Below are 12215 nucleotides of genomic sequence, written 5' to 3'. Positions count from 1 at the left end.
GCGCGCAAAAGCGATAAGGCTATGCTAGCAGATGCAGCCGTCGGCAAGCGTCTGTTTACCGCCGACAAACACATCGGTGGCACGACCGGTGAGCGTGCGGCCGGCAAAACCGGAGTTCTCGGCGCGCGACTCGTAACCGTCCTCGCCGACCGTCCAGGTGACAGACGCGTCGAAGACGGTCAGGTCGGCAACAGAGCCCGCCTTGACCTGAACCTGATCAAGGCCCAGGATCTCACGCGGCTTAATAGCCATGAGCTCGACCATGCGGCCCATACCCATCTTGCCCGTGTTGACCAGCTCGGTGAGCACGAGCGACAGCGAGGTCTCGAGGCCGATCATGCCAAAGGGCGCGAGCTCGAACTCACGGGCTTTCTCCCACGGCGTGTGGGGAGCGTGATCGGTGACGATGACGTCGACGGTGCCGTCGATGACGCCCTGGCGGATGGCCTCGGCATCCTCGTCGGTACGCAGCGGCGGGTTAACCTTGAGCGAGGTGTTGTAGGTCTCGTCCAGGTCGTTCTCGGTCAGGAACATGTGATGCGGGGTGGCCTCGCAGGTAACCTGAACGCCAGCGGCCTTGCCGGCACGCACGAGTTCCAGGCCATGGGCGGTGGAGATGTGCTGGATGTGCAGCTTGGCACCGGTCAGTTTGGCGATCTCGATGTCGCGGGCGATCTGGAGCTCCTCGCCGGCAGCCGGCCAGCCCTCGAGGGCCAGACGAGTCGAAACCTTGCCCTCGTTGATCTGGCCGTGGCCGACCAGGTCCTCGTCCTGGCAATGGCTCATGAAGACCTTGCCGAACATCTTGCCGTAGTCCATGCAGCGACGGAGCATGCCTGCACCCTGCACACCGCGACCGTCGTCGGTGAAGGCGACGGCGCCGTGGGCGACCATATCGCCCATCTCGGACATAGCCTCGCCCTTAAGACCGCGGGTCATGGCGCCAGAAGGATAGACGCGGCAGTGGCCGACCTCGGCAGCGCGGGACTTAATGAACTCAACAACGGTACCGTTATCGGTAACGGGGTCGGTGTTGGGCATGGCGCACACGCCAGTGAAGCCGCCCTTGGCAGCTGCGCGGGTGCCGCTCTCGATGTCCTCTTTGACCTCGTAGCCGGGCTCGCGCAGGTGGACGTGCATGTCCACCAGGCCAGGGACAAGGTACTTACCGGAAAGGTCGCGGACCTCGGCTCCCTCGGCGGCGAGGTTCTCGCCGACCTCGGCGATCTTGTCGCCGTCGATCAGGACGTCAACGACCCCGTCAAGCTCGACGGACGGATCGACGACGTGGGCATTCTTAAGAAGCAAGGCCATTATCGGCACCTCCAAGCAGCAGATACAGGATAGCCATACGCACGCAGATACCGGCGTAGACCTGCTCCAGGATGACGGAGCGTTGCGGGTGGTCGGCCATATAGGAGTCGAACTCGACGCCGCGGTTGATGGGGCCCGGGTGGCAAATGATCGCGTCGGGCTTCATGAGCTTCTCACGGTCCTTGGTCAGGCCGAAGAGCTTGTGGTACTCGCGAATGGTCGGGAACGGGGCACCCTCGAGGCGCTCCTGCTGTACGCGCAGCATGTAGACGACGTCCAGCTCGGGCAGGACGGAATCGAGGTCGCTCGTCACGTGGTCACAGCCCAGAACCTCGGGCGCCGGCGGCAGCAGCGTGCCGGGGGCGACGGCGTAGGTCTCGCAGCCCATGATCTTCAACGCGGGAATCAGCGAGCCACAAACGCGGGAGTGGGCGATGTCGCCGACGACGGCGACTTTCAGACCGTGGAAGTCACCCTTGTGCTCCCAGATGGTGTACAAGTCGAGCAGAGCCTGCGTGGGGTGATTGTGCTTACCGTCACCGGCGCAGATAACACTCGCGGGCGAATTCTGCGTGACGATGTAGGGAGCACCGGCATGTTTGTCGCGCACGACGATGCAGTCGATCTTGTAGGCGTTGAGCGTCTCGACGGTATCGACGAGGCTCTCGCCCTTGACCGTGGAGGTCGAGGAGCCGCCAAAGTTGAGGCTGTCGGCCGAAAGACGCTTCTCGGCAAGCTCGAAGGAGCTGCGGGTACGCGTCGAGGGCTCGTTGAACATATTGACGATGGTCTTGCCCTTGAGCGTGGGGACCTTCTTGATGGCACGCTCGTTGACCTCGGAGAACGCCTTGGCGGTCTCGAGGATGAGCTTGATGTCCTCTTCGGAGTACTCGGTAATGTCGATCAGGTGCTTATGATTGAACGCCACGGTACTACTCACCTCCCAGCGGCGCGGAGCCCACGTGGGAACCCGGCGCGACGTCGTTGATCTCGACAGCGGTACGGCCGTCGACTTCCTTCATATATAGGTGCACGTTCTCCTCGTGCGACGAGGGAACGTTCTTGCCGACAAAGTCCGGCGAGATAGGGAGCTCACGGTGACCGCGGTCAACGAGAACTGCCAGCTCGATGCGGCTCGGACGGCCCAGGTCCATAACGGCGTCCAGAGCGGCGCGGATGGTGCGGCCCGTGTACAGGATGTCGTCCACCAAAACGACGCGCTTGCCGTCGACGCTGAAGGGAATGTTGGTAGCGTGGATCGCGGGAGCGAAGTTAGTCGCATAGTCATCGCGATAGAAGCTGATGTCCAGGCTGCCGAGCGGAACGTCAACACCCTCGATCTCCTTGATCGCCTCGGCGAGCTTCTTTGCCAGAAGGTCGCCGCGCGTGACGATGCCGACCAGAGCGAGGTCTTCACAGCCCTCGTTGCGCTCGAGAATCTCGTGCGCGATGCGGGTCATCGCTCGGTTGACGGCGGTCTCGTCCATGATGACCGCCTTGGGGGAAGTCGTGCCCATCGATCTCCTTCCTCACATGTCTTGACTGCTGATACAGTCAAAAAAATAGATGCCCGACCGCTCAAAGCGGACCAGACACCCACAGGAAGGACTGCTCTATGGCAGCAATATAAATCCATGTGGGTATCTCGTACCCCTTTAATGGTCAAGGGATAGTGTAGCCAACCCCGAGCTTAATTGCGAGCATTAATACGGAGCAATCCGCAAACGGACTCAACGCTCCATAAACCTATATATATTTGCGGGACAAGCTTGAAAACGTCGATGCGAGCTGGCATAATCCCCTCTGCTACACGCAAATCGGATCTACGTCCAGGGCCGTAGCGTGGGCACTATCGCCATAAGAGAAATATCTCTGTGTAGATTACGCACAGGGAGCTGCTTCTGTGCTATAGTTCAGGCTTGTTTGTTAACGCGACATGTTCGTTTGTCGCCCAAGGAGGGTCAGTTATGTCCAAAGTTTGCGAAGTTTGCGGTAAGCACCCCGTTGCCGGTCGCTCCATCAGCCACTCTCACCGCGTCACCAACCGTAAGTTCCGCCCCAACATCCAGCGTGTCTACGTCGTCGTCGATGGTCACCGTCGCAAGATGAACGTTTGCTCCACCTGCCTTAAGTCTGGCAAGGTTGCGCGCTCCTAAATAAGGTCTTACCAACAAGTACCTCGGACTCTCCGGGTCAAAGACCTCGCGTTCACATAGAACTTACCAAAGGCGTCCTCTCTTGTGGAGGGCGCCTTTTTGCACTCATTGGGGACAGACTTACATGGGTGTTTTCACTCATTGGGGACAGACATGATGCGTGTCTGCGGCGCCCCGACTAGCTCCGGCCCCTGCCTCACGCAGCTTCCTTCCAGCCTGCAGTGGCCTTGGTCACACTTGTAGCGCCGATACCGGTGATACGGGCAATTTGCTTGACCGTGAGATGTGCCTGCCTGAGCCTCAGCAGGCAGGCATCGCGTTCGGGGCGTGGCAGGGCCTTAAGCAGCGTAGGATCTATGCTCGGCAGGACTTCGCGCGCAACGGAAAGGGCCTCCTCATCGGGGATCCGACGGCGTGGAAGAACCTCCACCGACCAAGTGCGCCCGGCAGCTTCCTTGAGATGCTCGCAATAGCAACGGGAGCCTCCGACAATATCGAGCATAGGGGCCGCATCACAAATGTCAAAGGGATCGTAGCCCAGCTGATAGGCCTTGAAGCTTGACCATCGGTACGCCTCGAGTGAGTCGAGCGCACCTTTCACGGGATTGAGATGGATATAATCGAGCAACTGTACCGCCATAACAGGTCCAGAACAGCGAAATGGCAAAACGATGTCTGTCCCAAATGAGTGAAAGCACTCATATAAGTCTGTCCCCAATGAGCGGGCCGATGCCAGGCTGATATTTTAATTAAAACGCTTCAGCTTGTTGAAGCGTTTTAGTGTGCCTTTTACGGGAATCTTACCGTTCGCCGAATAATTTCTTGCTATCATGCAACACGTAGGGTAAATCTCCGATCGCAAGGAGACACAAATGGTGAAAAAGTCACCGGAAAACACTACTCCCGCAATTGTGGACAACGTAGAGGCGCTTGAGGCTAAACTCGCTCAGATGCGAGAGGCCCAGGCGCTTTTTGCTACGTACACGCAGGAGCAGGTCGACAAGATCTTCTACGAGGCCGCCATGGCCGCCAACAAGGCTCGTATCCCGTTGGCGAAGATGGCCATCGAGGAGACCGGTCGCGGCGTTCTTGAGGACAAGGTCATCAAGAACCACTACGCCGCAGAGTACATCTACAACGCTTACAAGAACACCAAGACCTGTGGTGTCATTGAGCGCGACGAGGCCTACGGCATCACCAAGATCGCTGAGCCCATCGGCATCGTGGGCGCCGTCATCCCGACGACCAACCCCACCTCCACCGCGATCTTCAAGACGCTGATCAGCCTGAAGACCCGCAACGCCATCATCATCTCCCCGCACCCGGCTGCCGCCAAGTGCACCATCGCCGCCGCCAAGCTCGTGCTTGACGCCGCCGTCAAGGCCGGCGCCCCCGAGGGCATCATCGGCTGGGTCGATGTCCCCTCCATCGAGCTGACCAACATGGTCATGCGCGATGTCGACATCATCCTCGCCACCGGTGGCCCGGGCATGGTCAAGGCCGCCTACTCCTCGGGCAAGCCCGCCCTGGGCGTTGGCGCCGGTAACACCCCGGTCGTCATCGACGACACCGCCGACGTGCTGCTCGCCGTCAACTCCATCATCCACTCCAAGACCTTCGACAACGGCATGATCTGCGCTTCCGAGCAGTCCGTGACCGTCATCGACACCATCTATGACCAGGTTAAGGCCGAATTCCAGAAGCGCGGCTGCTACTTCGTCAAGCAGGGTGCCGAGATGGAGGCCCTGCGCGGCGCCATGTTCAAGAACGGCGCTCTCGATCACCGCATCCCCGGCATGGCTGCCGCCAAGATCGCCGAACTCGCCGGTATCGAGGTTCCCGCCAAGACCAAGATCCTGATCGCCGAGGTCACCTCCACCGACCCCGCCAAGGAGGAGTTCTCCCACGAGAAGCTCTCCCCTGTCCTGGCCATGTATCACGCCAAGGACTTCCAGGAGGCCGTCGACAAGGCCGAGCACATGGTACTCGCCGGTGGCCCGGGCCACACCGCCTCTCTGTACGTGCATCCCGCCCAGGCCGATAAGATCAGCCTGTTCGAGCATGTCATGAAGGCCTGCCGTATCGTCATCAACACCCCGTCCTCGCACGGCGGCATCGGTGACCTGTACAACTTTGGCATGAAGCCGTCTCTGACCCTGGGCTGCGGCTCCTGGGGCGGCAACTCCGTCTCCGAGAACGTTGGGGTGAAGCACTTGATCAACGTTAAGACTGTGGCCGAGCGCCGTGAGAACATGCTGTGGTTCCGCGCTCCCGAGAAGGTCTACTTCAAGAAGGGTTCCACGCCCGTCGCTCTCGACGAGCTGGGCAGCGTCATGGGCAAGAAGCGCGCCTTTATCGTCACCGACCAGTTCCTCTTCAAGAATGGCAACACCCGCGCCATCGAGGCCAAGCTCGACGAGATGGGCATCGCCCACGACTGCTTCTACGACGTCGAGCCCGATCCGTCGCTGCAGTGCGCACGTCGCGGCGCCAAGCAGATGGCTCTCTTTGAGCCGGACGTCATCATCGCCGTCGGCGGTGGCTCCGCTATGGACGCCGGCAAGATCATGTGGATGATGTACGAGCACCCCGAGTGCAAGTTTGAGGACATGGCCATGGACTTCATGGACATCCGCAAGCGTATCTTCACCTTCCCCGAGATGGGCAAGAAGGCCTACTTCGTCGCCGTCCCGACCTCTTCGGGCACCGGTTCCGAGTGCACGCCGTTCGCCATCATCACCGACAAGGAGACCGGCATCAAGTGGCCGCTCGCTGACTACGCGCTGCTCCCCAACATGGCTATCGTTGACGCCGACAACTGCATGACCGCCCCGCGCGGCCTGACCGCCGCCTCCGGCATCGACGTCATGACCCACGCCATCGAGTCCTATGTCTCCATCATGGCCTCCGACTACACCAAGGGCCTCTCCGAGCGCGCTGCCAAGCTCGTCTTCGAGAACCTGCCCTCCAGCTTCGAAAACGGCGCCAAGGACCCGCATGCCCGCGAGGAGATGCACAACGCCTCCTGCATGGCCGGTATGGCCTTCGCCAACGCCTTCCTGGGCCTCAACCACTCCATGGCCCACAAGCTCGGTGCCTTCCATCACCTGCCCCACGGCATCGCCAACGCCATCATCCTGACTCGCGTCATGCGCTACAACGCCGCCGAGGCCCCCGTCAAGATGGGCACGTTCTCCCAGTATCCTTACCCCAACGCGCTGCACAACTACGCCGAGATGGCCAAGTACTGCGGTATCGAGGGCAAGGACGACAAGGAGGTCTTCGAGAACTTCATCACGAAGCTCGAGGAGCTCAAGGACTTCATCGGTGTCAAGAAGACCATCGCCGACTACGGTGTTGACGAGCAGTACTTCCTCGACACCCTCGACGAGATGACCGAGCAGGCATTCAACGACCAGTGCACCGGCGCTAACCCGCGCTACCCGCTCATGAGCGAGATCAAGGAGCTCTACCTGGACGCCTACTATGGCCGCGAGCCCCAGGACTACGCCGTCTGCTAGTTTTTAGCACGGTTATTTCGGCGGGGGTGTACGGGCGCACGCACGCCCCCGCCGCTGCTTCTATCGCATCGTTGAAAGGATGCAATCATGCTGCTCCCCGAATCCAAGACCGAGCTCGTCCGTCGCGGCAACAAAGTCGTTTACGACCTGGGCGACAAGATCGTCAAGGTCTTTAACGAGACCAAGCCCGTCTCCGACGTGTTCAACGAGGCTTTGAATCTTGCCCGCATCAATGAGTGCGGCATCCGCAGCCCCAAGGCTCTCGAGGTTTCTCAGCTCGAGAACGCCAACGGCTGGGCGCTCGTGACCGAGAAGGTTCCGGGCACCACCCTTGCCGAGAAGATGACTGCCGAGCCCCAGCGCTTTGGTGAGTACCTCGAGATGTTCGTCGACCTCCAGATCGAGATCCACGGCTACACCTCCCCGCTGCTCAACCGTCAGCGCGACAAGTTCGCCCGCATGATCGACAGCCTCGATCAGCTCAATGCCACCACGCGCTACAACCTTCAGGAGCGTCTGGACGGCATGACCAAGGAGTTCAAGGTCTGCCACGGCGACTTCAACCCCTCCAACGTCATCGTTGGCGACGACGGCCAGCTGTACGTCTGCGACTGGGCACACGCCACCCAGGGCTCCCCTGCTGCCGACGTTGCCACCACCTACCTGCTCTTTGCCCTCAACAGCAAGGACCAGGCCGAGGCCTACCTGGAGCTCTACTGCGATCGCGCCGACATGCCCATGCAGGTCGTGCGTCAGTGGACGAGCATCGTCGCCGCTTCCGAGCTCGCTCGTAAGCGCAACGTGAACGATGAGTTCCTGAAGAACTGGATCGACGTCGTCGATTATCAGTAATATCTGAGCGATTTATTTCGCATCGGAGGCACAAAGGAAAACCCCGCAGCTCGCATGGGCTGCGGGGTTTTCCTTTTAGCAACAAATGTCCCTTAGACGCAAAAGCGGCCCTGCATCTCTACCTCGAGAGACGCAGGGCCGCTTAACAAGTGCACTAAACGCAGCGGGCTCGATTAACGGCGTGCTGCTTTCACAAGCTCAGCCACCTTGGCGACAACCTCATCGATCGCCACATCCTCGCGCTCGCCCGTGGCGCGATCCTTGAGCTCGACGGTGCCGTTCTTAAGGCCGCGTTTGCCGAGCACCACCTGATAAGGGAAGCCCATAAGGTCGTTGTCGGCAAACTTAAAGCCGGGACGCTCGTCACGGTCGTCAACGACAACCTCGATACCCTCGGCGCACAGACCCTCGACGATTTGATCGCAAACAGAAGCGCACTCCTCCTTCTTGGGGTCGAGCGGAATCACCGCAACCTCGTACGGGGCAACGGAGACCGGCCAAACGATACCATGCTCGTCGTTGTGCTGCTCCACGACGGCAGCGAGCGAACGGGAAACGCCCACGCCGTAGCAACCCATGATAAGCGGCTTCTCCTTGCCGTCCTCGTCCATAAAGGTGGCACCCATGGCTTCGGAGTACTTGGTGCCCAGCTGGAAGACCTGGGAAACTTCGATGCCGCGAGCAGCGGAGAGCGGCTTGCCGCAGTGCGGGCAAGGGTCGCCGGCAACGACGGTCACCAGGTCGGCCCACTCGTCGACGGTAAAGTCGCGCTCGGGGCAGGCACCGGTAAAGTGATAGTCGACTTCGTTGGCACCGCAGGCCCACTGCTTGGACTCGCGCAGGCTCTCGTCGCAGACCAGACGAATGCCCTCGGGCAGGTTAACCGGTCCTATAAAGCCCTTATGCAGACCGTAGGTCTGGAGCTCCTCGTCGGTCATCATGCGATAGCCCTTGCCAAAGACATGCTCGGCCTTGCAGTCGTTGAGCTCATGATCGCCCGGAACGATGGCCACAACCGGCTTGCCCTCGGCGTCGATGAGAGCCAGCGACTTGCGCGTACCGTTCTCGGGGAAGCCGAAGAACTTGGCGACGGCCTCGATGGTGCCCATACCCGGAGTCTCGACCTTGACGAGTGTGCCGTCGCCGGGGCCCTCGGTCACAACGACCTTGGTGCTTGCCGCCTCGTCATCGGCAGCAAAGCCACAATCGTCGCAGTAGACCAGCGAAGCCTCGCCGGCCTCTGCCAGCGCCATGAACTCGACGGAGGTATCGCCACCGATCTCGCCGGAATCGGCGACGACGGGCAGGGCCTTAATGTAGCAGCGCTCGCAGATATTGGCGTAGGCCTGCTTCATCTTGTCGTACTCCTCCTGCAGGCTCTCCTGCGTGGCAGAAAAGCTGTAGGCGTCTTTCATGATGAACTCGCGACCGCGCATCAGGCCAAAGCGGGGACGGAACTCGTCGCGGAACTTGTCCTGGATGTGATAGAGATTCACCGGCAGTTGCTTGTATGAACGCAGCTCGTTGCGCACCAGGGCAGTCACGGTCTCCTCGTGCGTAGGGCCGAGCACGAACTCGCGGCCGTGGCGGTCATCAAAGCGCACGAGCTCCTTGCCATAGGCATCGATACGGCCGGACTCACGCCACAGCTCGGCATCGACCATGATGGGCATCATGAGCTCCTGGGCGCCGGCGGCGTCCATCTCGTCGCGCACGATGTTCTCAATCTTGCGAATCGAGCGCCACGCGAGCGGCAGATAGGAATAGAGACCGGCGGCCTCCTTGCGGATCATACCGGCACGGAGCAGCAGGCGATGGCTCGCAAGCTCAGCGTCGGCCGGATCCTCTTTGAGCGTCGGAGCATACAGCTTAGACATATACATTGCTCGGGTCATTTATTTCTCCTCAATAAGCTTGTCGACCTCGGCCATAAGCGCGTCGACAATTTGGTCCTCCGCTACTTTACCAATGATCTGGCCGTGCGAAAAGAGCAGGCCCTGACCACGTCCGCAAGCAACGCCCAGGTCGGCATCAGAAGCCTCACCGGGGCCATTGACGGCACATCCCATGACGGCAATCGAAAGCGGCGCGGCATAGTTCTTAAGCCGCTCGGTTACTTCCTCGGCGATTGCGATCAGGTTAACCTGACAGCGGGCGCACGTGGGGCACGAGACAATCTCGGGGCCGCGGCGACGAAGGCCCAGCGACTGCAAAATTCCCCAGGCGACCGGCGGCTCCTCAACCGGATCGGCCGTGAGCGAAACGCGCATGGTGTCACCGATTCCCTCGGACAGCAGGATTCCAAGGCCCACCGAGCTCTTGATGGTGCCCTGCAGCTTGGTACCCGCCTCGGTTACGCCCAGGTGGAGCGGAACGTGGGGAATCTCACGCGACAGGGCACGATAGGTGTCGAGCGTCGTTTGCACACTATGGGCCTTGGCCGAAAGCACAATGTTCGTAAAGCCGCGGTCTTCAAAATGCTTGACGAAACGTTCGCTCGACATCACGAGCTTTTCGGGCTGCGTGAGGTCGTCGCGCTCAGCGATATCCTGCTCAAGCGAACCAGCATTGACGCCGATACGAATCGCACAGCCCGCGGCACCCGCAGCATCGATCACCGCGTCAACCTTGGCCCAATCGCCGATATTGCCGGGATTGATGCGCAGCTTGGCAGCACCGGCCTCAACGGCACCAATGGCGAGCTTATGGTTAAAGTGGATATCGGCAACGATCGGCACCGGAGACTCGGCACAGATGGTGCGGAAACCCTCAAGTGCGGCCTCGGTGGGCACGCTCACGCGCACGATATCGCAGCCAGCCTGCGCCAACGCGCACACTTGCGCAAGCGTTGCCTGGGCATCAGCGGTATCAGTGCAGGTCATAGATTGGACCACCACCGGCGCGCCTCCACCGATCTGCACGCCGCCCACATGCACGGGGCGCGTCAACTCGTGAGGCAAAGGATGGGATAAAGACAATCCAAACACTCCCCTACAGAATAAATCGAAGGATGTCGGAACGAAGCATATAGACAAACAGCAGCGCAAAGAGCGCGATGCCCACATAGCTCACAATCGTCTGGACCTTGAGCGGAAGCTCGCGGCCCGCAATCTTTTGAATGATCTCGATGACCAACTTGCCGCCATCGAGTGGCGGGATGGGCAGCAGGTTCATAAAGCCAAGCGAGAACGAAATGAGGGCGGCAAACGAAAGGAACGTGGCAGGGCCGGCAGCAGCAGCTTGTGAGGACATAACGCTAATACCCACGATCGAAGAGGACTGATCGAGAATCTCCATCGTATGCTGAGGCTGGAGCAGGCGCATCACGCCCTGCGCTGTCTGCACGACATAGGAGAACGACAGGCGAGCCGACGTGATAGAGTCTAAACGGACCACCTGCGTAGAGACATACACACCTAGGCGTTCGTCCTCTTTGAGCGCAACCGTGGTCGAATGCTTCTTGCCGTCACGCTCGTACTCAATGGCGATATCGTCCTTACCGGCAGCCTTGCCAATGGCATCGTAAACGTCCATCCAGGTAGAGCACGATACTCCGTCGACCGAAAGAATCGCGTCGCCATCCTCGATTCCCGCCGCGGAGGCAATCGAGCCTTCGTCAACCTGGCCGATCACATTGGTGTCCACCGGCACCGTGACACCCGCGATGGAATAGATGCTCATAAGGAGCAAAAAGCCCGTCAGGATATTGACGATAATGCCCGCAAGCAGCATAAAGGCACGCTTGACAAAGCCCTGACCCAAATAGGTGTGCGAGCGCTCGCGTGCAAGGAATTCGGCCTCGCCGCACGGCAGTTCCCATACATCGCCCTCGGCAGTCGCGTGCTCGCGATCGAACCGACGGCCGTCAAAGGTGGTATAACCCGCCGCATCACGCGGCAGGGTCTGGTACTTGGTGGGATAGTAACCAGGCGAAGGCTTTTCTCCTTCTTCATACCAAGGAGCTATGGAGCCCCAACCCAGCAGCAAAGCACAGGCCTCGAGCACATCCTCCTCGGACAGCTCAAGCTCGACGGCAAGATCGGCCACCGTCACACGGCCGTGGCGATAGATGGCGGCAAGCACGCGATCGGCACACGAGACATCGGTCGGATCCATGCCACAGATGGCAGCATACCCACCCAGCAACAGCGGGGTCACGCCAAACTTGGTGCCGATGCGACGCGACGTATGATGGATATCAAAGCGACACGGCAGGCCCAAAAAGAACTCAGTCACCCGGACGCCGCAAGCACGCGCCGCCAAAAAGTGGCCGCCCTCGTGCAAAAACACGAGGACGGAAAGCATCAGCAGGCCCCAAAAGACCGATGAGAGAACGCTCAGAACAGTTTCCATAAAACGAAAAAGCAATCCT

The 12215-nt window shown here is 60.1% G+C and carries 10 protein-coding genes; 3 read left to right on the top strand and 7 right to left on the bottom strand.

The genetic code is table 11. The features are described from left to right. Positions 1-24: 24 nt before the first annotated feature. Genes ACTQXO_RS00390 through pyrR form a run of 3 tightly spaced genes read right to left on the bottom strand, consistent with a single transcriptional unit; the run spans position 25 to position 2831 of the window. Complete coding sequence (locus tag ACTQXO_RS00390) at positions 25-1314, bottom strand: dihydroorotase (protein ID WP_427717534.1); 1290 nt, start codon at positions 1312-1314, stop codon at positions 25-27. Beyond that, entirely contained in the window at positions 1298-2242 is a 945-nt protein-coding gene (locus tag ACTQXO_RS00385) for an aspartate carbamoyltransferase catalytic subunit (RefSeq protein WP_035138537.1), read from the bottom strand. Before ACTQXO_RS00385 ends, ACTQXO_RS00390 begins: the two co-directional genes overlap by 17 nt. A gap of 4 nt (positions 2243-2246) precedes the next feature. Continuing rightward, positions 2247-2831, bottom strand: a complete 585-nt coding sequence (gene pyrR, locus ACTQXO_RS00380; RefSeq protein WP_138374176.1) for a bifunctional pyr operon transcriptional regulator/uracil phosphoribosyltransferase PyrR — start codon at positions 2829-2831, stop codon at positions 2247-2249. A gap of 450 nt (positions 2832-3281) precedes the next feature. On the opposite strand from pyrR, the gene rpmB reads away from it, so the two are divergent. Continuing rightward, positions 3282-3470, top strand: coding sequence for a 50S ribosomal protein L28 (rpmB, locus tag ACTQXO_RS00375; RefSeq protein WP_022094725.1), 189 nt, complete (start codon positions 3282-3284; stop codon positions 3468-3470). Positions 3471-3666: 196 nt separating this feature from the next. On the opposite strand, the gene ACTQXO_RS00370 is transcribed toward rpmB, so the two are convergent. Then, positions 3667-4110 (bottom strand): hypothetical protein, encoded by a 444-nt coding sequence (locus tag ACTQXO_RS00370; RefSeq protein ID WP_441545356.1) that lies wholly within the window; start codon positions 4108-4110, stop codon positions 3667-3669. 232 nt (positions 4111-4342) lie between these two features. Here ACTQXO_RS00370 and adhE point away from each other — a divergent pair, with 232 nt between their 5' ends. Together adhE and ACTQXO_RS00360 are read left to right on the top strand one after the other, a co-directional pair. Continuing rightward, positions 4343-6991: a bifunctional acetaldehyde-CoA/alcohol dehydrogenase gene (adhE, locus tag ACTQXO_RS00365; protein WP_441545355.1), complete on the top strand. Its 2649-nt coding sequence runs from the start codon at positions 4343-4345 to the stop codon at positions 6989-6991. 87 nt (positions 6992-7078) lie between these two features. After that, positions 7079-7843, top strand: a complete 765-nt coding sequence (locus ACTQXO_RS00360) for an aminoglycoside phosphotransferase family protein (RefSeq protein WP_154516259.1) — start codon at positions 7079-7081, stop codon at positions 7841-7843. Positions 7844-8016: 173 nt separating this feature from the next. Here the strand turns inward: ACTQXO_RS00360 and ACTQXO_RS00355 are convergent, their stop codons facing one another. The 3 genes from ACTQXO_RS00355 to ACTQXO_RS00345 are packed head-to-tail and all read right to left on the bottom strand — an operon-like array spanning position 8017 to position 12196. Further along, positions 8017-9726 carry a proline--tRNA ligase gene (locus ACTQXO_RS00355; RefSeq protein WP_441545369.1) on the bottom strand — a complete coding sequence of 570 codons (1710 nt, stop codon included), beginning with the start codon at positions 9724-9726 and terminating at the stop codon, positions 8017-8019. Between the two features lie 12 nt (positions 9727-9738). After that, positions 9739-10821 carry a flavodoxin-dependent (E)-4-hydroxy-3-methylbut-2-enyl-diphosphate synthase gene (ispG, locus tag ACTQXO_RS00350; RefSeq protein ID WP_441537010.1) on the bottom strand — a complete coding sequence of 361 codons (1083 nt, stop codon included), beginning with the start codon at positions 10819-10821 and terminating at the stop codon, positions 9739-9741. 13 nt (positions 10822-10834) lie between these two features. Next, entirely contained in the window at positions 10835-12196 is a 1362-nt protein-coding gene (locus tag ACTQXO_RS00345; protein ID WP_441545354.1) for a M50 family metallopeptidase, read from the bottom strand. Positions 12197-12215 lie beyond the last annotated feature (19 nt).

This window comes from Collinsella sp. LCP19S3_D5 (assembly GCF_052121415.1).
Taxonomy (GTDB): domain Bacteria; phylum Actinomycetota; class Coriobacteriia; order Coriobacteriales; family Coriobacteriaceae; genus Collinsella.
The sequence above is the reverse complement of the archived record's forward strand: the minus strand, read 5'-3'. Positions and strand labels throughout refer to the sequence as shown.

What these genes read in the sequence shown, in the direction of transcription:
- ACTQXO_RS00390 (WP_427717534.1), bottom strand. Translation starts at nt 1,314, where the DNA reads ATGGCCTTGCTTCTTAAGAATGCCCACGTCGTCGATCCGTCCGTCGAG.
- pyrR (WP_138374176.1), bottom strand. Translation starts at nt 2,831, where the DNA reads ATGGGCACGACTTCCCCCAAGGCGGTCATCATGGACGAGACCGCCGTC.
- rpmB (WP_022094725.1), top strand. Translation starts at nt 3,282, where the DNA reads ATGTCCAAAGTTTGCGAAGTTTGCGGTAAGCACCCCGTTGCCGGTCGC.
- ACTQXO_RS00370 (WP_441545356.1), bottom strand. Translation starts at nt 4,110, where the DNA reads ATGGCGGTACAGTTGCTCGATTATATCCATCTCAATCCCGTGAAAGGT.
- adhE (WP_441545355.1), top strand. Translation starts at nt 4,343, where the DNA reads ATGGTGAAAAAGTCACCGGAAAACACTACTCCCGCAATTGTGGACAAC.
- ACTQXO_RS00360 (WP_154516259.1), top strand. Translation starts at nt 7,079, where the DNA reads ATGCTGCTCCCCGAATCCAAGACCGAGCTCGTCCGTCGCGGCAACAAA.
- ACTQXO_RS00355 (WP_441545369.1), bottom strand. Translation starts at nt 9,726, where the DNA reads ATGTATATGTCTAAGCTGTATGCTCCGACGCTCAAAGAGGATCCGGCC.
- ACTQXO_RS00345 (WP_441545354.1), bottom strand. Translation starts at nt 12,196, where the DNA reads ATGGAAACTGTTCTGAGCGTTCTCTCATCGGTCTTTTGGGGCCTGCTG.